This is a genomic window from Tenacibaculum halocynthiae, assembly GCF_964512825.1.
Taxonomy (GTDB): Bacteria; Bacteroidota; Bacteroidia; order Flavobacteriales; family Flavobacteriaceae; genus Polaribacter; species Polaribacter halocynthiae.
In genome coordinates, this window is record NZ_CAZELG010000021.1 from 259195 (window position 1) to 284033 (window position 24839).

The window sequence follows — 24839 nt, forward strand, 5'->3', positions numbered from 1 at the left end:
ATATTTTTTGACCAAACAATTCATCATATCAGCACCCAATAGTAACGCAGGAAAAACAACTATTACGTTAGGTTTATTACGTTTAATTAAACGTAAAAACATAGAAATACAACCTTTTAAAGTTGGTCCTGATTATATTGACCCAAAATTCCATGAATTAGCTTGTGGTAAAGTTGGTGTTAATTTAGATTTATTTATGATGTCTCAACAAGATATCAATAATAACTTATCTCATTACGGGAAAAAAGCTGATATTAACTGTATTGAAGGTGTAATGGGGTTATTTGATGGGGCTAAAAAGGATAGCGGTAGCACTGCCGAATTAGCAAAAAAACTCAAAACACCAGTAATACTTGTTGTAGACGCAAAAGCTGTTGCGTATTCTGTTGCTCCTCTCATTCAAGGTTTTATAAATTTTGATACCGATGTTAAAATAATTGGAGTTATTTTTAATCGTGTAGGTTCAGAAAGACATTATAGAATGCTAAAAGAAGCTTGTGATGACATCAATGTAAATTGCTTTGGTTATTTAGCTAATCTTAAAAATATTGAAATTCCATCAAGGCATTTAGGGTTAAATATTCAACAAATAGAAAAATTTGACGTTATTATTGATGAGATTGCTACCGAGCTAGAAAAAACACTAGACTGGAATGCTATTTTGGAAATTTCTAAAAAAGTGGAACCTATTCTTACTTCAACGCATAAAACAGTAGCTTCTAAAAATATAACATTTGCTATTGCTAAAGATGAAGCTTTCAATTTTATTTATCCCCATAATATAAATGCTATGAAACAATTGGGCGAAGTTATTTTTTTTAGCCCTATTCATGATTCTGAAATTCCAAAATGTGATTTTATATTTCTTCCAGGGGGCTACCCTGAATCTTACTTAAAAGAACTTTCTTCTAATACTTCGATGTTAAAAAGCATCAAAACATTCGCTGAGAATAATGGCCAAGTTTATGCAGAATGTGGTGGAATGATGTATTTAGGGAAAGCTGTTATTTCTGAAGAAAACAAATCTTTTAAAATGGTTAATTATTTTGATTTTGAATCGACCATAGCAAATAAAAAATTGCATTTAGGCTATAGAACAACCATAACAAATAACCACATTTTTAAAGGACACGAGTTTCATTATTCTAGTTTACAAAACGATAATGAAACTACTATAAATGCAACAGTTTTGAACGCTAGAGATAGTAAAACTGATACTAAAATTCATAAGAAAAATAAAGTAATAGGTTCATACATACATCATTATTTTGGTACACCTGAAATACTATTACAATTAATTAACCAACTAAATAACGACATATGAAAATTTACACAAGAAAAGGAGACAAAGGAAGTACCGGCGTTTTTGGAGGAAAAAGAGAATTTAAAAACTCTGCTCGAATTGAATGTATTGGAACCTTGGATGAGGTAAATTCTACCATAGGTTTATTACGCTCTAAACTAGGAAATGACCATGAATGGCAACCAAATTTACATCGTATTCAAAAAGATATGATGAATATGATGTCGCATTTAGCACGCCCGTCGGATTCTAAAAAAGTAAATCCAAATCCTGAGCCTAAAGACGGTGCTGAATTTTGTGAACAATGGTTAGATGAAATGGAAGACAGTATCAGTTCTCCTTCTGACTATTTTTTACTACCTGGAGGAAATGAAATATCTGCACTTTGCCATGTTTGTAGAACGCAAGTAAGAAGAGGAGAACGACAATTGGTTACTTTAATGCAAGAAGATCCTGAATGTGTACATGATTATATTATGAGTTATGTAAACAGAATGTCTGATTTATTCTTTACCATGGCAAGAGCTGAAATGGACAAGCATGGTGTAGCTGAAGAAAAATGGAATCTTTTCTTATACAAAAGAAAGAAAAAAGCAGTTAAAAAATAGTTCTGAACTTATTTCAGAATCAAATAAAAAAACAATTCAATAGTAACAATTTATATTTTTAAAAATGAATAAGAAAATACCAATTACCATCGTTACCGGATTTTTAGGTGTAGGAAAAACTACCTTAGTACATAACATGTTAAGAAATGCCAATGGAAAGCGTATTGCTGTGTTGGTTAATGAATTTGGAGAAGTAGATGTAGATGGGCAATTAATTGCATCCTCAGAATGTGGTGATGACGATTGTAATTTAGTACAACTACCAAACGGTTGCATTTGCTGTACTGTACAAGAAGAGTTTTTACCTTCTATGTTACAATTATTAGAACGTAAAGAAGAAATTGACCACATCGTTATTGAAACTTCAGGTTTATCAATGCCTAAACCTTTAGTAAAAGCTGTTAATTGGCCAGATTTAAAACCTCATATAACTATAGATTCAGTGATTACAGTAGTAGATGCTGTAGGAATTGCAACAGGTGAAATTTGTGACAGAGAACGTGTGCAAGCACAACGTTTAGCAGATGATTCTTTAGATCATGAAACACCTATTGAGGAGTTATTTTTAGATCAATTATCATGTGCTGATTTAGTTTTAGTAAGCAAAAGAGATTTAGTTGACGATAAAAAATTTGAAGAGATAACTAAAATAGTAACCGCTAAAGCAAGACCAAATACTAAAATTATACCTGTAGAAAATGGAACGTTAGATAATAGTTTATTGTTAGGTATTGAAGCTTCTGCTGAAGATGATGTAGATAATCGTCATTCTATTCACGAAGAGCATCATAAGTCAGGAAATCACCACCATCATAATGATGATATTAAAACTATTTTGTTAGAGTATTCTGAAACAGCAGATATTAAAGCTTTAGTAAATGATTTAAAAGCATTGGTAGAAAAACATGAAATTTATAGAATTAAAGGTTTTGTTAACATTCCTAACAAACCTATGCGCATGGTTTTACAAGGTGTAGGTTCTCGTTTCGATTATTATTTTGAAAGACCTTGGGGAGCTAATGAAGAGCGTAAAACAAGTATCGTTGTTATTGGTAAAAATATAGAATTGACTGAAAAAAATGAAGTGATTACTCATGTTCATTCGGATAGTCATAGTCACAGTCACGGGCATTCTCATTAATAAATAATTTGCTTTTCTATTATATCAATAAATAGTATTTAGGTTTCATAAAAAATATAAAGCGTGCATTTAATTTCTACCATACCGGGCGGCTGGAATCCTAACGATGAAGGAGTATTTTACATCGATCAATCTCCTGGAGATATTGTTTTTTTATCTTCAGCAGATTCTGATTTATTTATGATGAATAATGCCTACAAATTAGTACATAATTCTGTAGAAAATGCACCTTCATTTCGGTTTGCTAATCTTAGTTACTTTAAACAAGAATTAACTATAGATACGTATGTTGATGAGGTAATTTCTTCCGCTAAAATTGTTGTACTTAAACTTTTAGGAGGAAAAGCCTATTATAATTATTTATGTGAAGCTGTAACTGATTGTTGTCAAGAAAATAACATCAAATTAATATTCTTACCTGGTGATAACAAACCAGATTTAGAGTTAATGCAATCTTCTAACATTCCGTTAAAAAATGTTGATTTAATTTGGAAATACATCCAGTCAGGTGGTATAGAAAATTGTCAATCCGCTTTACAATTAATTAGTAATAGAATTAGTGATGTAGAAATAATACCTAATGCTATTAAAACGATTCCTGATTTATTTTTATATCACCCTAAAGAAGGAATTTATACTACAATAAAATCAAAAAGTAACCAAAAACAAGTCATTATTTTTGGATACCGAAGCTACTATTTATCTAATAATTTAGCACCTATACACAGTCTTATTAATGCATTAGAAACACAAGGCATTTCAGCTGTTGTTTTAATGGCTGCTGGCTATCGTGAGCATGATATTCAGCAACAAATATTCGACTTACTTAAAAAAAATCACCTAAAAAACCCTCAGGTTATTATAAATACTACTGGGTTTAGCGTACAAGGATTTCATGACACCACACAAAGTTTGTTTGCTATTTTTAATGTTCCTGTTATCCAAGCAATCATGGGAAGTTGTAATCGTGAAAGTTGGTTAGAAGGAAATTTCGGCTTACCTCCTACTGATATTGCAATGAATATTGCCCTACCAGAAGTGGATGGTAAAATTATCTCTAAAGTTATTTCATTTAAAGAATCCATAGAAAAAGACACTTTAACCGATTCTGAAGTTGTTTCTTATGTACCACATATTGAAGGCTGCCAATTTGTTGCTAAAATGGCAAAAGCTTGGATAAATCTTCAGAATAAAAATAATTCAGAAAAGAAAATCGCTTTAGTTTTACCAAATTATCCTAATAAAAATAGCCGTTTAGCAAATGGTGTTGGTTTAGATACTCCACAAAGTACTTTGCAAATATTAGCGCAATTAGCTAATGAACATTACGAATTAGCTGCTAATTACCCCACAACAACTAACGAACTTATAAATAAATTAACCGATGCTGTTACCAATGATGTAGAGACTATAAATACTTTAAATGAGCGTAAAACAATTCGTTTAGAAGAAAGTGTTTTTTATGAATATTACAATCAATTATCTCCAACACTTCGAAATACTGTAGAAGCACAATGGGGACAACCAAATGAATCTCCTAATTACAAAGAAGGCGCTTTTTTAATTCCTGGGTTTTTATCTAAAAATATTTTTGTTAGTATTCAACCTAGTAGAGGTTATAATTTAGATTTACAAGCAAGTTATCATTCACCAGACTTACCTCCTCCTCCAGCTTATTTGGCGTATTACATTTGGTTACAACACCATTTTAAAGCAGATGCTTTAGTGCATATTGGTAAGCACGGAAACTTAGAGTGGCTTCCTGGAAAAAGCGTTGCCTTGAGTAAAGAAACGTGTTTTCCAGCTGCTATTTTAGGGCCGATTCCTCATTTTTATCCTTTTATAATTAATGATCCAGGAGAAGGAACACAGGCTAAAAGAAGAAATCAAGCTATAATATTAGACCATTTAATTCCGCCAATGACACGAGCTGAGAATTATGGTGATTTACTAAAGTTAGAGCTTTTAATTGATGAGTTTTACGAATCGGCCTTAGTTGATAGAAAGCGTGCTACATTGATTAAAACTAAGATTGAAAACCTTGTAAATGAAACCCATCTAAAAACTGATTTAAATCAAGATGGAAAAGATATTGACGCTTTATTAGAGGTTATAGATGGTTATTTGTGTGAATTAAAAGAATCACAAATTAGAGGTGGTTTACATATTTTAGGAAAATTACCCCGACAAGAAAAATTAGTCGATTTAATTGTTGCCTTACATCGTTTACCTCAAGGAGGCTTAAAAGGAATTACACAATGTTTATCTGAAGATTTACAACTTAATTTCGACCCAATTAACGTTACCTATTCTGATATATTTAAAAAAGAGATTTTTGGTATTTCTTGTAGAACCTTCGGGCAAGCTGTTGAACTTTTAGAAAATAAATCTAAAAACATCATTAGTCAATTAATATGTGGAAATACCATTCCTAAAATTGGAGAATCTACTCATGAATTGATTAATTATATAAAATTACATACTCTACCAGTATTACAGAAAACAAGTAATGAAATTGGAAATTTAATTAAAGGGTTAAATGGACAGTATGTTCCTGCAGGTGGCTCTGGTGCGCCAACCAGAGGTAGATTAGATATTTTACCTACTGGAAGAAATTTTTATTCAGTTGATGTACGTACTATTCCTTCTGAAACCGCGTATCAATTAGGTCAAAAAAGTGCTCAGAATATTATTGATCGTTACTTACAAGAAAACGGAGAATACCCTACTTCTATTGGTTTATCTGTTTGGGGAACGTCTACCATGCGAACTAGCGGTGATGATATTGCACAAGCACTAGCTTTAATAGGAGTTAAACCTATTTGGCAAGGAAGTAACCGACGGGTTAAAGACTTCAAGGTGCTTTCAATTCTAGAACTTAAAAGACCAAGAATAGATGTAATGTTACGTATTTCTGGCTTTTTTAGAGATGCTTTTCCTGATATAATTTCCCTATTTAATGCTGCTATTGAAAAAGTGGCAGAATTAGATGAAACTGATGAACAAAACCCTATAAAAAAACGTGTAGCTGCTGAAAGGAAAGAATGGCAAAACCAAGGATTAGATGACAAGCAAGCCAATGAACGAGCTTTATATCGTGTGTTTGGTTCAAAACCTGGTGCATATGGCGCTGGATTACAAGGCTTAATTGATGGAAAAAACTGGACGACTTCAGATGATTTAGCCCAGGCTTATATCAATTGGAGTGGTTATGCTTACTTTGGTAAAAACAACAGTGGTAAGTCTGCTCATGAAACTTTTAAAAAACGATTATCCTCTATTGAAGTGGTTATGCAGAACCAAGATAATAGAGAACATGATATTTTAGACTCTGATGATTATTATCAATTTCAAGGAGGAATGACAGCTGCTGTTAACACCATAAAAGGATCACAACCTGAAACTTATTTTGGAGATCATTCCCGACCTGATAATCCGAAGGTAAAATCTTTAAAAGAAGAATTATTAAAAGTCTTTAGATCTCGAGTAGTCAATCCAAAATGGATGCAAGGTATGCGAGAACATGGCTATAAAGGTGCTTTTGAAATGGCAGCTACTATGGATTATCTTTTTGCTTATGATGCTACTACCAATTTAATAGAAGATTTTATGTATGAACAAATTACTGAAAATTATTTGTTTAATGATGAAAATAAAGCTTTTATAGAAGAACATAATCCTTGGGCTTTAAAAGATATGTCTGAACGAATGTTAGAAGCTGTTCAAAGAGGAATGTGGGAAAATCCTTCAGAAGAAATCGTACATGAATTAAAGGAAATTTATAAAAAATCAGATGCTATCACTGAATAAAGAAGTTATTTATATCAATACATATTATTCGATAAACAATTTATTAAAATAGTTATTAAAAAATAAATTACCTTTATTGCTTTAACCCCTATCCCCTTTTATTATGAGACAATTAAGTATTTACTTACTTACTTTGATGATTATTTTCTCTTGTAAACTTGAGAAAAAAGACTCCGTAAGTATTCCTCAAAAGCATAAAAAAGAAAAAAAAGAAGAGAACCCTGATAAATATGCCATCTGGACAGAGGCTCAAGCTGCTAGGCATCAAAAGATATTACAAAAGCTAACTACTTCTGCTAAAAAATTTAACCATAAAAAAGGAAGTTCTACTAGTTATGCGAATGGTAATTTAAACGGTTCTTGGATAAATAGAGGTCCTAAAAATATGCCTGGCGCCTTTAAATTTGCTGAGATGTTAGAAGGTACCGATATTATTTATGGAGTAACTCACAATCACTACGCTGGTGAGTTTAATTCAAAAGCTTATATTTTTAAAGGAACTGTATACAACCCAAAAACAGGGAAAGGCGGTGACGATTTTACATTACTTACTGCTAATTGGCCAAACAGGTATCAAAACTTATTTGCTTTTAAAATTGGAGCTACTACCCGATTAATAGCACACATTGAAAATGGTCCTTTATACTATTCAGATGATGAAGGAACCACTTGGGCTCGCTCTAATGGATTACCTGATGCTAATACAAGTTCTGCTATTAACAGACAAGACAATCATACTATATATGTAACTAATGGTCAAAAAATATACATATCTACCGATAAAGGAATTAACTTTACTCTACTAAAAGATTACGGTTCTCCTAAAAAAAGTAGTTTTTTATATACTCCAAGGTTTTCAGCACAACCAAATTCTAATACAGTTTATTTAGCTAGAAATGGTTCTTTTTATCAATTAAACAACGCTAAAACTGATTTTACATTATCAGGAACTTATATAAATAGTCATGGTAATCGTCAATTTAGTATTGGAGGTGATAGTAGAGTTCTTTATATTACTGAAAACAAAAACTATTGGGTATCTACTGATCATGGTAAAACTTGGACTAGTAAATCACCGAAAGGAAATTGGTACGGAGATAGAACTGGAAAAATGTCACCAGGTAAATTCTTTGCTGTACACCCAGAAAATCCAAATATTTCTATTGCAGGATATGCACAACCAGTAATTTCTTTAGATAAACTAGATACCGATTTGTCAACAACCAGTGGCTGGGGAAGATATCAAAATGGAACACATTTAAAGGCTGAAGACTATTATAATAGGATTCGATTTAATTATCATCCAGATTTTCAAGCTTCGCACTTTTTTTACAATAGCTCTGGCGATTTGTTTTCTGCTAGATGTTCAGATGGCGGTATTTTTATTTCTTATAAAGAATGGAAAAGCTTTCCTAATGAAGGTACAGCATTTGATAATTCAGGATATGCCAATGCTCACTACATTAATTTAAATGTATTAAATACCATAAATCCTTTAATTTATAGAGAAAATATTTTTACAGGCGCTAACAATCCAAATCACATTTACTATAGCACTCAAGATCAAGGAAGTGGAAGTATTATAAGTGATACGAACAATGAAACACTAGATTTTTACCAAAGTATTGGAGGTGATGGACCTCCAATAGATAGTTATGATGGTAAACATGCTTGGAAATGGCAACGAGAAGGTAAAAAAGTATATGCTCCGGTAAAGATATATAGTAATACTGGAAGTTTTCAATCTATAGGAAAAATCAACTCCCTTTTTAAAGAAGAGAATTCTGTTAGTTTTACCAAAAAATCAGAAATGGGTTGGGTACAAACATATATAGACCATGCTGATTCAGATAAAAACATGTGGATTTTAGCTCAAGATTTAAATAGAGTTACTTGGGATGGTACAAATATTACTTCACACATAATTAATAAAGGTAATAACCACGTAGCTGCACTTGCTCAAGCTACAGGAAATCCAAATAAATTATACATGCTTCAAGATAGCAAAGTATTTATTTCAACAGATAGGGGGACTTCATTTAATACCTCAGCCGACACTCCTTTTTCTTTAACAAATGAATCTTGGGGAAAAGGTGATATAGGTAGTGGAGTTGTATTACCTACTAACGATAATTGGATTTTATTTTGTGGCCCAAGTACCAATAATGTTGGTGCTATTTTATCAAAAGATGGAGGACAAACTTGGATTGATGTTACAGGAGATTTTCCTAGTGGAATTGATGCACAAACTGGAGGAATGGTAGCTACACCTAATGGTAAATTTGTATTTGCAGGTACAGATATTGGTCCTTATGTTTTTGATGTTACTAATGAAAAATGGTATTCTTTAGCGGAAGGTATTGGTTTTTTCAATGCAATGGATGTTGATTACATTCCCGCTATAAATACGGTTCGTTTTGCTTCATGGGGATCAGGAATTTTAGATTTTAAAATTGAAGCGAAATCATTAGGTGTAAATGATCATACTTTAAATACATTGACACTTTTCCCTAACCCTGCTAAGGATTTTGTAACAATCAATTTAGAATCTTTATTAATCAATAAAGTAACCATTGAAGTTTTTACCCTTCAAGGAAAAAGAGTGATTCATAAAAAAGAAATTTCTTTCATTAATAAAAAAACCACACTAAATACTTCTAAACTTGTGGCTGGAATATACCTAATTACTATTACTGATGAAAACAATAACAAAGCGACTAAAAAAATAATTATAGAATAGCTTTCTTCTAAATTTAGCAATAATTAAAAAACACAAGTAACTTAAATAAGTTACTTGTGTTTTCTTTTTTTAATATTATTGAACAAGTACTCTCTTTGTACAAGTGCCTTCTTTAAAATTTAGTTTTAAAATATATACACCACTAGTAATAATATTTGTAGCTATTTTATTGCCTCTGCCTTTTGTAACAATAATACCGTAAATATCATACATAGTGTATCCAAGTAATTTGCTGTTTTTTGGGTATTTTACTGTAATCTCTTCTGCTGTAGTAATTACTTTTACAGCATTTGATATGTCACCACCTGCTACAAAATTTTCTGTAACGGAATTAAACCCAGTCCACAAAGCCCCAGGGTCTGTAACATATGCTCCTATAGTACCCGATGGTATGTGCAAATTTATTGTATTACGATTGTAACCAAAAGAATCTCCTAAACCTGTAACTATTGTTGGTGGTACTGTAGCTAATGAGGTCACACTTGCTAAAGGGTTTGAAGCAAATGCTCCACCTTGGATGGTATCTACATTACTTGGTATGGTTATATTTGTTAATTCATTACCACTAAATGCCCACATCCTTATTTGTGTTACAGAACTAGGAATTACAATACTAGAAAGATTATTACTTTGAAAAGTAGCACCACCTATAAATGTAATGGTATTTGGAAGAGTTACACTAGTAAGTTGGTTACTTTGAAATGCCCCATTACCTATATACGTTACACTATTAGGAATAAAAATACTTGATAAATTATTACTATTAAAAGAATTAGCACCTATACTCGTTATAGTGTTAGGAATAGTGATACTTGTTAATTCGTTATACTTAAAAAGTGTACTTGAAATACTTGTCATTCCACTAGAGATAGTTGCACTCGTAATTTCATTATTTTCAAAAGCTCCGTTTCCAACAGTTATAATATTATTTGGAAGTATTACACTTGCAATTTGGTTATTTTTAAAAGCTTCATAACCAATAATTGTAAGAGCAGAAGAGAAAGAAATGTCCGTTAATAAATTATCCTTAAAAGCCTTATAACCAATACTAATTACACTATCAGGAATTAGTACATTTGTTAAATAATTATCTTCAAAAGCTCCATTTCTAATACTAATTACGCTATTAGGAATTGTTACATTTACTAATGAATTGTATTTAAAAGCATTTGCTCCAATTTCTGTAACACTATAAGTTATACCAATACCTCCGGTGCCCAATATATGCCTAGTAACTGAACTAGGAATTACAACTGTTGTTCCACCAGTTGTATTATAATCTATAACTTTTACTTTATTGGGTTGAGTAGATATTACTTCATAAGTTAATTTTCCTGAAATAAAAGTTTGTGAATGCCCTACTATAGATATAAACAGTAAGGTGACAATAAGTAATGTTTTTTTCATAAGATTTGTTTTAGTTATTATTTATCATAAAACTATATCAAACCAATGAAGAGAAAAACAGAAAAACTATTTCGGTTAACTCTAAATAAATATATGTAATACTAGAAGTAATATGCGTAAAATTGAAATATTAATGTTATTCCTCTTAAAAATATTTAATATTTACGAATCATTTTTAAAAGTAGCTAGTCTTTATTTGGTTCTATATAATTAATCAAAAATGATTAACTCAAACTTATATATTAAAAAACTTATTCTTTATACAATAAACCTTTTCTTTAATTACTAACTCTTTCTTTTATATATGGTATTTTTAAAATAACTTGGGTTCCCTTCTTATTATATTTACTTCTATCTTCTAAAGTTACTGTTCCTTTCATTTTAAAATATTTAGATAATATTTTTAATCTTTCAGAAGTAATCGCTGTAGATAATGACTTTTTATATTGATTATTATTTTCCGTTTGTGAACTTATTCCAATACCATTATCTATAATTTTACATATTAATTCTTTATTTAAAAATTCAAGATTAATAGTAATAGTTTTATTTTCACTTTGATTTATAAACGCATGTTCTATGGCGTTTTCAATGAACGGTTGAATTAACATGGGCGGTATTTTAAACTCAGAAGTATTTAAAGTATCATTTATAGAAATGGTATAATTATAGGTTTCATTTTCTAAATTCTGAAGTATTAAATAGTTTTCTATTGCAGTTAGCTCTTGAGATAATAAAACTGTTTTGTCTCTTGAATTTTCTAAAATAATTCGAAGTAGTTTTGAAAACTTTGACAAATAAGAAATTGATTTTTTCTGTTCTTTATTCAATATCATTCCTTGCAATACAGAAAGCGAATTAAAAATAAAATGTGGTGTCATTTGTGAACGTAATAATTTTTGTTCTATAACTATATTTTGAATTTTAGATTTTTCATTTCTAATTCTTAAAAAGAAAATTACGCCTCCTAAAGTTAGAATTGTTACTAAAAAAGCTATTACTCCAAGTAATAAATTATGTTTAGAGTTTTCTAAATCTTGAGAAGTAGATCTTACTCTTTTTGTTAATTTTAATTCTCTTTTTTCTGCAGATGCTAATTCGTCTTTATATTTATACTCATATTCTAATTGAGTAATTTTCTGAATATTTTCTTTGTTAAAAAGACTGTCATTAAATATTTTGAATTTTTTATGACTTTTAAAAGCTCTTTTATAATCACCAATATTATTATAAATCACTGAAAGTAATTCGTAAATATCTTTTTGAAAATAAAGTATTCTTAATTTGTTTGAAATATTCTTACCTTTTAAAGCATAAAACAACGCTTTCTTATATTTTTTTTGATTTATATATGAAATTGTCATTCTATAATACGAATTACATAAACCTAACTGATAACCAAATTTTAAACTAATTACTTCAGCTTTTTCAAAACACCTAATAGCTTTAATTTCATTTTTTAATTCTCCATAAACTCTACCAATGTTATTTAAATATCTAGTTTGTCCAATTTTATCATTAATTTCTTCACTAATTAGTAATGCTTCTTTATGATAATTAAGTGCAGTTTTATAATCTTTTTTATTTATATAAATAACCCCTATATTATTTAAAGCTTTTGAAATATTTTTTTTGTTTCCAATCTTTCTTTGGTATTCTAATGATTTCTTATAATTCTCAATCGCTTTGTCATAATTTTCGTAATTCTTATAAACTAACCCTAAATTATTTAACGCTTTTGAGACCCCTAGCGAATCTTTAATTTTTTCTGAAGTTTCAAGTGACTTGTTGTAATTTTTTAAAGCAAAAGGATAATTTGCTTTTTTTAAAAAGATACTTCCTATACTTAAATAACAATTAGATAATTCTAATTCATTATTAAGTTTAATATTTAAACTTTTCGCTTTATTATAGTATAAAAGTGCTTCATTATATTTTCCAGTATCAAAAAAAGAATGTCCTACATATTTTAATTTAATTGCAGTTTTATTAGTGTTTCTTGTTTGATTATCTATAGCTATAGATCTTTTAAAATTTAAGATTGCATTATTAAAATCATAATTATAAAAAAACATAAACCCAATTTTTGCATAACATTCAGAGACTTTATTCTTACGATTTATTTTTTCATACAATAAAAGTGCTTCACTATAATAATTGATAGATTCATTATAATTTAACTTTTTTGATTCTATTAGCCCATTAATAAAAAAACTACGTGCCTGACCTTTAATAAATTCTATTTCAGTAGCTATTTTTTTTGCCTCTTTAACATATATTAATGCTTGAGTTGGATTCTTTTTATAATAATAAAAAGCTAAATCGTTTAATGTTTTAACACGGTTAGAATCTTTTTTAATATTATTATTTAGTTCCTTTTTTAAACTATCTTTTTTAAAATTTTGAGCTTGTATACTTCCTATAAAAAGAAATAATAATAAGTAAAAAAAGCGTGAATTTGAGTAACTCATTTAAAATGAATATTTTTTGAATTTAATGTTTCCTATAAAAGTCAAATAAATTATGAATATAATTACTACTCATTTTATTCTAGAAAAATAATAAATGCTAAAACTACTGATTTTAAAATTAAAAAAACTTGATGTTTTTAACACAACTTTTCATTTTTAAAAACCTAATAACTAATTTTACCACTTCTTATTTCTTTAAAAATAAAGAAGCATATTTGTATACTCTTTTTTGTCAAAATACTACTAAACAATGCATATACTTAGAAAGCATATAGAAGAAATAATTTCACTTACAGATGACGAATTTGATTTTATTTTAAGTCATTTTGAGCAAGTAAAAAAACGTAAACATCAATATATTTTACAAGAAGGTGAGGTTGCGAATAAAGAATATTGGATAATTAGAGGTTGTTTAAAAAGTTATTTTTTTGATGAAAAAGGGAAAGAACATATAGTTCAATTTGGTATGGAAAATTGGTGGATTACAGATTATGAATCATTTGTAAAACAAACCTCCTCTAAAATTTATATCGATTGCATAGAAGATAGTCAGTTATTATATATTACCTATGAAAATAGAGAAAAACTAACTGCAGAAATGCATAAAATGGAACGCTTTTGGGCTAAAAAAAGCAAATATGGTAGAATTGCCTTACAAAATAGAATTCTATCATTGTTAAAAAACTCATCTAAAGAACGATACGAATTACTCTTAGAGCAACACCCCACATTATTTCAACGAGTACCTAAAAAACTAATTGCGGCTTACCTTGGTGTTTCTAGGGAAACATTAAGTAGGTTAAACTCTTAACTAAACTTCTTTTATAAAATGTGATATTAATCACAAATTAATAGTGACTTTAGTCCTGTTTAATGTCTTTTAATACCTTGAATTTTGTATCACAATAATTCATTAAAAATTGAAAAGACATGAGCATTTTAGAAAAAATTCAAAACACAGAAATTGGAACATTAATTCAAAGAGTTAGTATAGGCTTACTTATATTATTTCACGGTATTGCAAACATGAATTCTAATTATTCATTTATTAAAAGTTTATTGAATGGCTTGAGCTTACCTGAATTCTTTTCTTATGGTGTTTTCATTGGAGAGGTAGTTGCCCCTGTACTTATAATTATAGGTTACAGAGCTAAATTAGCTAGTTTGTTTTTAACCTTAAACATGTTCATTGCCATTTTAATGGCACATGCTTCTGAAATATTTTCCATTAACCAATATGGTGGCTGGGCTATAGAATTACAAGCATTATATTTATTTGGAGCATTAGTTATAGTGTTTTTAGGTGCAGGAAAATATGCCATATCAACAAATTCTAAATGGGATTAGTGTCTTTACAAAAAAGTCAAATTAATATGCTTAAAATTTTTGAATAGTTAGGTATAAAACCTTCTATTTATTTTAAATAAAAAGGCAACTAATAAATTAGTTGCCTTTACTATGATCAAAATATTTTGATTTTATTTATTAAGTGATTAACGTTTCATAATACATCTAACCTTCTTAACTTTTCCATCAACAATTACTTTTAAATAATAAAAACCTCTTCTTAAATTAGATAATTGTAATTTGTTCTTTGTTTGTCCTTCAGTAACAGAAATAGTTTTTTCAAATACTTTTCTACCTCTAAAGCTATAAATAGCTATTGTAGCATCTGTATCAGCTGTACTATTAAATTGAACATTCAAATTATTTCTAAAAGGGTTAGGAAATACATTTAATCTAGTAATTCGAACTGGTTGATTAGTAGTACCGTCACAATCGCCTAAAGTACTTCCTCTTTTTAAGTAATACTTCACTGCCCAAGTTGGAACACAAATTGTACGTCTTCCTTTAAAGCAAATCTTTACACGATTGTAGTGCCCAAATTTCCCACAAGTTACATCTTCTACATTTACTACTGTTTCTGATGCTATTGAACATCCTCTTGCATCAGTAATAGTTACTGAATATGTTGTTGTTTCAGTAGGGCAAACATTGATAGTTTCAGTTGTTTCTCCTGTACTCCATTCGTAACTATAAGGAGCTTCTCCTCCAAGTACCTCAAGTACACCGATAGAAGTACATGATTTTGGAGCATATCCTAAATACACTTTTGCTCCTTTTGTTAATGCAGCAGTCATTGGTGTTCCTTCAGTAATTGTAAAATTTTCTACTACTGAATTATTTAATGCATCCGTTACTACTACATTATAGGTACCTGCAACTAATCCTGCTAAACTATTTTCTGTAATAGCTATACCGTTATTTAATGTATAAGTATATGGCATACAACCTCCTGAAACATTTATCACAGCAGTTCCATCGGCAGTTCCATTACATGTTACATCTGTAGTTGTTACACTATCTAAAGTAAGCGCTTTTAATTGTAATTGTACAGAAACTGGGAAGTGATCAGAAGATGTTTTTGTATAATCACTATCATAAAACTCATAATGTACACGAGCAGAAGCATTAATATACTCATCAAATAATTCATTTGAAAGAGTAATATGATCAATCATATTTTCTCTAAATGCATATGATCTGTATCCTTGAGCGCTTAATGTTGATGATACTACATTATAATTTGTAGAATCACTTACATATGCTTGATATGTTGAAGCAGTACTTGAAACTCCATCAGCAACAGTAACATCTACATCATCATTATAATCTCCTAATACAATTAAATTTTTGTCTGCGTATTGAGTATCTAATGAATCTTTTAATACTTCAACATCAAATTTACGCATATCATATCGTTGCTGAGCCCCAGTTCCTCTATTCGCTCTAGCATGTAAGTTAACAACATTAACTTGTTGTGTGCTACCATTTACAGTAACGTTTGCCGTTAACATAAACGGTAAACGACCACTTGCATAAAAACGAGTTTTATCTGCTTCAGGGTATCCTGATAATGCTGAATCATTACCTCCATTATAATAAGGATGAATTGATTTTAATAACACTTTAGCATCAACTACTTCAACAGTTTGTGTTTTATAAATAAAACCTATTTGTTGTTTTGTTCCTGAAGTATCATTTGGATACGATGTTGCATCAGATAAAATAAAACTATACCCAGGTAATTCACTTACCATTTGAGTAAACAAAGCTGCATCTGCAATTTCTTGCACTGCATAAATATCTGCATTTAAAGTTTTTATTACCGTTTTTACACTATCCTTTTGGATTGCATCTGAATTTGTATTTCCTGCAGCTGGAGAATTTTTTTCATCTCCAAACCATTCTATATTCCAAGTTACAACATCTAATGCCTTTTCTTTATCAACTTCTACTACCGTATCTGGAGTTGTATATTCACCAGCACATGACAAGTCTTCTCTAATTCTTGGTAATAATTGATATGTTGTAAAAAATCTTCCAACTACACCAGTAATTCCAGAACATATTTCTGGTTGCCCTAAACCTACTAATGAGGTAACATCATTGTCAATACGTAATTGTGCAGTACCACTCGTATCTGTTAGTGTATAGTTAGAATTTCCAAAAAGAATTCCTCCTGGTGTTGGGAAACTTGGGTTAATAACACGAACTAACTCAGCTGGATGATCAGCTAATTGGCTCAAAGTAACCGTTGCTGGCACTATTGGATTATTAGGTAATCCGTTATTTGTAGCCTCAGTTACAGGGTTAATTTGAATTTGATCATTAAATGCGCTACGAGTTCCTGTTACAGTAATTGAATCTCCAATCGCAAAATTACCATTACCATGAACTAACTCATCAAAAATAGCAATACCTCCAGTAGCGTCTTGAATATAAGCAGAACCTCTAAATTGATCTGATACTGTTAAAACTCCACTTACAGTTACTAACTCTCCAGTTGCTGTAGTACGAGCAGCTGCAATTGAAATAGGATCTGGTGCTGGTATCACTGCTCCATTTTCTGTTCCAGGTGTTGGTGTTGCTTGTGTATAAGTACTTGTGTTTCTTACTCCTCCATCTCCATTTGGAATTCTTTGTGAAGAATGACCATCTTTATCACCTAACTGGTCTTCATTAATTTGTGCTTGTCCAGTATTTAATAATACTAAAAGTTCAGCATCATCCGAATCATTTGTATCATATACTAAAGCATCTATTAAATCGGTGGTAGTTACTGATGTTCCATTTGCAAATGAAGTTGCATTTCCTCTATATAAAGCTACTGCATCTGCTCCATTTTGTAATCCATTACTTGGAAGAGTCATATTCACATTAGCTACTGCAGTATTTCCTAATACAAAATATCCTTCAGCATTTGTTGTTTGACCAGCTAAATCATAAGCACCATAGCTTAAATTATTTGACCCATTATACATTACAATTACAAAACCATCTAATGAAGTATTTCCTTTTCCTCCATCATAGATTTCAACAAACTCTAAAGTATCTGATCCAGCTGTATCTGCATCTACTTCATTTATTACTAAATTAACTTGTTCAGTTGCATTTGTATTTGCACTTCCTGGTGTAGGAATTGCTTGTGTATAAGTTGATGTATTTCTTAAACCTCCAGATCCATTAATATAACGCTGTAAAGAATGTGTATTTTTATTTCCTTTAGCATCTTCATTAATTTGTGCTTGTCCACTATTCATTAACACTGCTAATTCAGCATCATCAGCATCATTTGTATCATATACTAAAGCATCTATAATATTAATGGTAGTAACAGAAGATCCATTAGGGAAATCTGATGCATTCCCTGAATATAGCGCTACTCCATCTGCTCCATTTTGTAATCCATTACTAGGAAAAGTAATTGACGAAACATTTGGTACAGCAACATTTCCTGCAACAAAATATCCATTAGCATTTGTTGTTTGTCCATCTAAATCATATGCCGCATAACTAGTATTATTTGATCCATTATAGAATACTAATACCAATCCATCTAATGAAGTATTTCCTACTCCTCCATCAAATAATTCAACAAACTCTTGTACATCTGTACCTTCAGTATCAGCATCTACTTCATTAATTAAAACAGTAGGAGCTACTACTACTTCTCCATTTTGCTCACCTGGTGTTGGTGCTAATTGAGCATATGTAGCTGTATTTCTTGTACCTCCTTGTCCATTAGGAATACGTTGAGAAGAATGACTATCTTTATTTCCTGCTCCGCCTTCATTAACTTGAGCCTCACCAGCATTTAACAATACTAAAAGTTCAGCATCATCAGAATCATTTGTATCATAAACAAAAGCATCTACTAAATTATCAGTTACAATGGCAGAGCTATTAGGGAAATCTGACGCATCTCCTGTATATAAAGCTACTGCATCAGCTCCATTTTGTAAACCATTACTAGCAAAAGTAATTGATGAAACATTAGGTACCGCTACATTTCCTATTACAAAATACCCATTAGCATTTGTTGTTTGACCATCTAAATCATAAGCTGCATAACTAGTATTATTAGATCCATTATAAAATACTAATACCAATCCGTCTAAAGAAGTATTTCCTGCTCCACCATCATATAATTCAACAAATTCTTGAGTATCAGTTCCAGCAGTATCAGCATCAACTTCATTAATTATAATTGAAGATGTAGTTGCTATAGTTTTACCTGTAAGTTGAATATCATCAATTCCAGCGTAATCACTACCTCCGTTTTGTTTAACAGCAATAGTTATTGAAACTTTTTTAACAGTGTTAGGAACTGTTTTTGAAACGGTAATCCAACCAGCTGTACTAAAAGGACTAGCATCAGTTACTGTAACAACACCTTGTGAAGTTGTATCATGGAAAATTTCATAACTCAATGTATCTCCATTTGCTACATCATAACCTACTATATTTAATTTAAAAGATAAAACAACATCTTCATAAGATTCTATATCAATAGAATTAAAAGTAAGCGTACCACCATCAGCAGTACCACAATTACCATTAAGATCTCTTACTCCAAAAAAATTAGATCCAGTACCTGCTTGGCTAATAGAACCAACACTAGAAACTACATCCCATACATCATTACCTCCATCATTACATACTACTGGTGAAACTGAATAATTCCAAGTATCTGTAGCACTAGTTTCGTACCCTTGAAAAGCAATAACTCCATCTGTTGGACCAGGGTTTGTTGTATCATCTAAAGTTGTTATACTAACTGCATTACTAATTACTGATACATTACTAGCAGCATCAATAGCTTTTACTGTAAATGTATATGCAGTACTTGCTGTTAAACCAGTTACATTATATGTTGTTCCAGTTACAGAAGCTATTTGTGTAGTTCCGTTAAATACTTGGTATGCTAAAACACCTACGTTATCAGTAGAAGCATTCCATCCAAGAGTTGTACCTGTTTTAGTTGTATTTGTTGCTAAAAGATTTGCTGGAGCAGTTGGCGCCTCTGTATCAGTGGTTCCTGAATTAAAACGATTAGCAGCTTGCGGACCTCCCCAAATAGAAGTTGCAAAAGCAGGATTATCAATAAAAGGATTTCTATTTCCTTGTATTCCTTCTAATAACGTATTTCTATTTATTTCATATTGAGATACTGGATCTTGTGCATTCCACTCTAAAAAAATATCCATCATATCTGGATGGTAGTTTTTTGTTCCTGTACCTACTGCAGTTGCTAAACATTGGTTACCGTAACGTAAATACATATACATCATCATACGAGCTACATCACCTTTCCATTCATCTCCAGGATACCAGTTTCCACTTACATTTCCAGCTGTTCCTGAACCATTTCCAAAACGAAGGTTTCCTCTATTTGAATTCATACGTACATCACTTGATCGTACATGATGGGCATCTGATCCAGGTCCAGTACTTCCTAGATTTGGGTTTCCTAAAGATCTTGGATATGTATGCTCTCTATTCCAATCTCCCTGATTACCACCATTCATAGTTTTAGAGCGAGTACGATCAGTTGTAGAGTTATTATCACCATCATTATAACCATATATCAACAAAACATTATTATTATTTGTTGGATCTAAATCTGTTTGACGTAAAGCATCCCAAACTCCTGGAGTATAACTAAGGTTGGTAGTTTGTGTATTAGTTATTAATACTGCTAAGTCAGTTTTTAATGCATCTCCTGTTTTAGTCAGGTCAAATCCATTATAATAAGTTGGCACTTGTGAAAATGACAAACAACTCATTAGTAAAAAAATAGACAATAAAAATTGCCTTTGAAGGATATTTTTGTTCATGAAAAAAATTGTGTTTAAATTAATCCTCACAAAGATAGTGTAACCAAAACATTAATTGTTAACACAATATTAATTGTTAAAAGACTCTTTCTTTTCAAGAAAAAACTTATTAACAATCACTAAAATAAAACATAAATAATTAATAATCAGCGATTTAAATCATATATATTTACACAAACACAAGTAATAAATCTTCAAAAAACTTAAGGAGTATTATGTTTTTCACTTGTTTAAAAAAACAACAAAAACCCAATTTTTGTTAAAATTTTACATTTTATATGTTTTTTTTATTAATTTTTTGGGATAAGTTATTTTAAACTATATATTTGGCGACGAATTAATCAATCGCACAAACCTTTCTAAACCTTCTAAAAAAATGAAACAAGTTTTAAGATTAATGACGTTGGCTGTTTTAGTCTCGTTACAAAGTTGTGACAACAATGAAATAGACAAAAACACAGCAAAAGACCCAAATTCTCCAGAAATTGGACTTTTACCTAGTCATTTAAACAACGCGGGTACAGCACATGATTGTGCTACAGTATCACAATTTGGACCAAATTCTTACTGGTCAAATACTATTGTAAATAGTACAGAAACAAACTTTTTAAAACAACAAAATAATAGTGCATCTAGCCTTTTTGGTTTAAATAACGTGCCACTTTATTTTGCCGCAGGAAGCGGTACTTTCAATGCACTTTCATACGGACCTCCAGCAAATTATATTATATGGGGTGAAGAAATGTTAAGTGGAGCATTAAACTACGGAAGAATTGCAGTAGGATATATTGCAGCTCATGAAGTAGCTCATCAAGTACAATTTAGACAAGGATATCCTTCAGTAACTGGAGCTTCTAATACTGAATTAGAGGCAGATGGATTTGCTGGATATTACTTAAGAAAAAGATATACTACTAACTGGACTGAAGTTGACCCAGCATATAGATTTGCTCAATCAATTGCAGGAGCTAGTGGTTCTTCTCATGGTAGTGCGCCACAAAGACGTTCTGCTTTAAGGTTAGGATGGTTATTAGGTCAATATAACTTATCAAATAGTAACCTTGATTATTATTTCTTTTATTACTATAACAGTTATGTTCTTCCTGGTAATGGAAAATCTACTAACATGGTAAAACCAAAAGATATAGATAGTAATGTACATAAATACATGTTATCAAAAATGGATGAGTTAAAAGATATCAATTCAGGTAAAATATCTGAAGATGAATTCGCTAACTTAAGCAACAACTAATAATACACATTAAATAGCGATTGATTATTTATAAAAGAGAGGCTCTAATCAAGCCTCTCTTATTTTTTTTAATATATATCTAATGTTTATTTCTTATTATCTATTAATTATTTACACAGTTTTACCTCTATATCCAAAAAATATTTGACCTAATTGAAAAACAATTTTTATCGAATCTTTCATTGACAATTTAGAACCATCAACATGAACCCATCTTTTTAAAGGCATTTCTGATATCATTTGTTTTGCTTTTGCTAATGTAAATTTTTTCCTCATTCTCATAAATATTTCTACATCAAACAACCATTTAGTCATAAATTTTTTACCAAAGAGTAACTGAACAACATCCTTATCAAAAATTTTAGCACCGCATTGAGTATCTTTAAAGTCCATTGACAATATTTTTCTTATTATAAAATTGATAGTCATACTTATAATTGCCCTAGCTGAATCTTTAGCTATATTAGCTCCCATTCTCTGAATTCTTGACCCACTAACAATTTTAAAGTCAGACCCTTCAATACTAGCTACCAGATCTTCAAAATCATTAAAATCTGTTGATAAATCAGCATCTAAGAATCCAATATAATCTAACGATTTATTTTCAGACAGATACAACATTCCTTGTCTTACTGCTTCTGCTTTACCTCCATTTTGTTCACAATTATATACAGTTATATAGTCTTCTCTTCCTACTTTTAACCTTTCTAATGCCTCTAATGTTTTATCAGTGCTACCATCGTTTACAAAACATAAATAATACCCCGTATACTCATCTATAAAACTTAAAAATTCTTCTTTTAAAAGTCTTTCTTCTTCATTGTAACACGGAATTACAACTCCTACTCCTCTTTTTTGAATAATAACTCTATTGCTATATGTAACTTCTTTTTTATTTATTTGTGGAGCTCCAATTAAATGCTTAGTTCTTGCACAAATTTCATTTAAACTTAATGGTTTTTTCATATAATCATTAATTCCTAACTCAAACCCTTTGATTATATTATTATCATCTACACTACCTGATAAAACCATTATTGGTGTTGCTGATCTTGCTTCTTCTCTTATGTACTCAACAATATCTAACCCTGAAATCTCAGGCATATTAATATCTATAATTACTAAATCAGGATTAAAAGAATCAAATAGTTTTTTACCTTCTATTCCATTAGTTTCAACCTTTACATTATACCCCATTGCTGTTAACCTCTTTTCTATAGGGAGCAACACTAATTCTTGATCATCTATTACTAGTACTTTCATTTTATAAGTTTTTGGAGTTTTGATATAACAAAAATAGATTACAAGTCTATATTAAAGCTTCGTATATCGTTGGTTCTCTAAACACTTACGTTTAATCGTTGTTTTTTATAGATAAATGGTGAATCGTATGTTTTCAAAAAAACTAAAAATACTTCTATTAGTTATTTTTCAACCATAACTAAAAAAGTAACTTTACTTCTTTAAAAATTATACATGACAATTAAAGATCTAGTCGGAAATTATAATATAATTGGGAGTAATCAAGACGCAGAAGAAATCACCTATAAAGGCATTCTCAGCTTAAGTTTAGATGATAATAATAGAATTATTGCTAAGTGGATTATTAATAATGATCAAGAGCAATATGGATCAGGTTTTTTTAAAGATTCTATTTTGGTTATTAACTTTAATTATCTTGGAGAGAATCAAATTATTTATAAAGGAGTTGTGGTTTACAGATGTATAAACAAAGACATACTAGATGGTTTTTGGTCTGAAAAGCACGGAAACCCATTATATTTAGGTGAAGAACGATGTTTTAGAATAAAAGATGAAAATGAACTTTTAAATTAAATGAATACGATGCAATGTCCATGTAATCCATCTATAAAATATAAAAATTGTTGTCAAAAAGCACATCAAAATATTAACTTAGCTATATCTGCTGAAAATTTAATGCGCTCAAGATACAGTGCTTTTGTACTAGGTAATATTGATTATCTACAAAAGAGTCATCATAGCAGTACAAGACCAAATAAAAAAGAGAAAAAAGAAATTTTAAAATGGTCTAAATCGGTTCAATGGATTAAACTTGAAGTTTTAAAAACATTTAGAGGTACTTCTATCGATAGTGTTGGAAATGTAGAATTCAAAGCTTTTTTTATGGAAAATGGGAAAATAGAAGCTATCCATGAAAACTCTCTTTTCCATAAAGAAAATAATCACTGGGTTTATGTAGAGGCTGTATAAAACACTCATTTACAAAGAGCTTAATATAATTTAACATTTTAAGTTGTAACAATTTTAAGTTTCATTCTTCTAACTTATATATACGTATTACAATATTATGTTGAGAGGAGAGGTTTTCTTATTGAAGTTGGCCTTTCCTCTTTCCTTTTTTAATACACTCATGCATACTAAAAAATTACAACTATCTAGTTAACCACATTTAACTTTACATGGATAAAAACAATCATAAACACTATTAATTCAACTACTTATACTAATTTTAACATTTAAGTTGTAACAATTTTAGGTTTCATTCTTCTAACTTATATATACGTATTACAATATTATGTTGAGAGGAGAGGTTTTCTTATTGAAGTTGGCCTTTCCTCTTTCCCTTTTTAATATTTTCATATTAACTAAAAAACTACAACTATCTAGTTAACCACATTTAACTTTACATGGATAAAAACAATCATAAACACTATTAATTCAACTACTTATACTAATTTTAACATTTAAGTTGTAACAATTTTAGGTTTCATTCTTCTAACTTATATATACGTATTACAATATTATGTTGAGAGGAGAGGTTTTCTTATTAAAGTTGGCCTTTCCTCTTTCCCTTTTTAATATAGTCATATTAACTAAAAAACTACAGCTGTCTATTCAATCACTTTTAAATTTACAAGCAGAAAAAAAAAAAATAAACACTATT

14 protein-coding genes are annotated in these 24839 nt (G+C 30.1%); 10 read left to right on the forward strand and 4 right to left on the reverse strand.

Going from position 1 to position 24839, the window contains the following annotated elements; genetic code table 11:
* Window positions 1-7: 7 nt before the first annotated feature.
* The 5 genes from ACKTTQ_RS08180 (at window position 8) to ACKTTQ_RS08200 (ending at window position 9602) form a co-directional block, all read left to right on the forward strand.
* Entirely contained in the window at window positions 8-1324 is a 1317-nt protein-coding gene (locus tag ACKTTQ_RS08180) for a cobyrinate a,c-diamide synthase (RefSeq protein WP_408048917.1), read from the forward strand.
* The gene (locus tag ACKTTQ_RS08185) at window positions 1321-1911 is read left to right on the forward strand and encodes a cob(I)yrinic acid a,c-diamide adenosyltransferase (protein WP_093871582.1); all 591 of its coding nucleotides are present in this window, start codon (window positions 1321-1323) and stop codon (window positions 1909-1911) included. Before ACKTTQ_RS08180 ends, ACKTTQ_RS08185 begins: the two co-directional genes overlap by 4 nt.
* Window positions 1912-1975: 64 nt before the next feature.
* Window positions 1976-3052 (forward strand): cobalamin biosynthesis protein CobW, encoded by a 1077-nt coding sequence (cobW, locus tag ACKTTQ_RS08190; protein ID WP_408048918.1) that lies wholly within the window; start codon window positions 1976-1978, stop codon window positions 3050-3052.
* A gap of 63 nt (window positions 3053-3115) precedes the next feature.
* The gene (gene cobN, locus ACKTTQ_RS08195) at window positions 3116-6862 is read left to right on the forward strand and encodes a cobaltochelatase subunit CobN (protein WP_408048919.1); all 3747 of its coding nucleotides are present in this window, start codon (window positions 3116-3118) and stop codon (window positions 6860-6862) included.
* A 103-nt stretch (window positions 6863-6965) separates the two neighbouring features.
* Window positions 6966-9602: a T9SS type A sorting domain-containing protein gene (locus ACKTTQ_RS08200; protein WP_408048920.1), complete on the forward strand. Its 2637-nt coding sequence runs from the start codon at window positions 6966-6968 to the stop codon at window positions 9600-9602.
* A 75-nt stretch (window positions 9603-9677) separates the two neighbouring features.
* Here the strand turns inward: ACKTTQ_RS08200 and ACKTTQ_RS08205 are convergent, their stop codons facing one another.
* Window positions 9678-11009 carry a leucine-rich repeat domain-containing protein gene (locus ACKTTQ_RS08205; protein ID WP_408048921.1) on the reverse strand — a complete coding sequence of 444 codons (1332 nt, stop codon included), beginning with the start codon at window positions 11007-11009 and terminating at the stop codon, window positions 9678-9680.
* 278 nt (window positions 11010-11287) lie between these two features.
* Entirely contained in the window at window positions 11288-13480 is a 2193-nt protein-coding gene (locus ACKTTQ_RS08210) for a tetratricopeptide repeat protein (protein ID WP_408048922.1), read from the reverse strand.
* 250 nt (window positions 13481-13730) lie between these two features.
* On the opposite strand from ACKTTQ_RS08210, the gene ACKTTQ_RS08215 reads away from it, so the two are divergent.
* Window positions 13731-14291 carry a Crp/Fnr family transcriptional regulator gene (locus tag ACKTTQ_RS08215; protein WP_408048923.1) on the forward strand — a complete coding sequence of 187 codons (561 nt, stop codon included), beginning with the start codon at window positions 13731-13733 and terminating at the stop codon, window positions 14289-14291.
* Window positions 14292-14410: 119 nt separating this feature from the next.
* Window positions 14411-14827, forward strand: coding sequence for a DoxX family protein (locus tag ACKTTQ_RS08220; protein WP_408048924.1), 417 nt, complete (start codon window positions 14411-14413; stop codon window positions 14825-14827).
* A gap of 146 nt (window positions 14828-14973) precedes the next feature.
* On the opposite strand, the gene ACKTTQ_RS08225 is transcribed toward ACKTTQ_RS08220, so the two are convergent.
* A complete protein-coding gene (locus ACKTTQ_RS08225) occupies window positions 14974-20661 on the reverse strand; it encodes an endonuclease (RefSeq protein WP_408048925.1) in 5688 nt (1895 codons plus the stop codon).
* A gap of 376 nt (window positions 20662-21037) precedes the next feature.
* On the opposite strand from ACKTTQ_RS08225, the gene ACKTTQ_RS08230 reads away from it, so the two are divergent.
* Complete coding sequence (locus tag ACKTTQ_RS08230; protein WP_113787342.1) at window positions 21038-21913, forward strand: neutral zinc metallopeptidase; 876 nt, start codon at window positions 21038-21040, stop codon at window positions 21911-21913.
* Between the two features lie 111 nt (window positions 21914-22024).
* Here the strand turns inward: ACKTTQ_RS08230 and ACKTTQ_RS08235 are convergent, their stop codons facing one another.
* A complete protein-coding gene (locus ACKTTQ_RS08235) occupies window positions 22025-23176 on the reverse strand; it encodes a response regulator (protein ID WP_093871597.1) in 1152 nt (383 codons plus the stop codon).
* Between the two features lie 213 nt (window positions 23177-23389).
* Here ACKTTQ_RS08235 and ACKTTQ_RS08240 point away from each other — a divergent pair, with 213 nt between their 5' ends.
* Both ACKTTQ_RS08240 and ACKTTQ_RS08245 read left to right on the forward strand, forming a co-directional pair.
* Entirely contained in the window at window positions 23390-23749 is a 360-nt protein-coding gene (locus ACKTTQ_RS08240) for a hypothetical protein (RefSeq protein WP_408048926.1), read from the forward strand.
* Window positions 23750-24145 (forward strand): YchJ family protein, encoded by a 396-nt coding sequence (locus ACKTTQ_RS08245; protein WP_408048927.1) that lies wholly within the window; start codon window positions 23750-23752, stop codon window positions 24143-24145.
* Window positions 24146-24839: the final 694 nt, after the last annotated feature.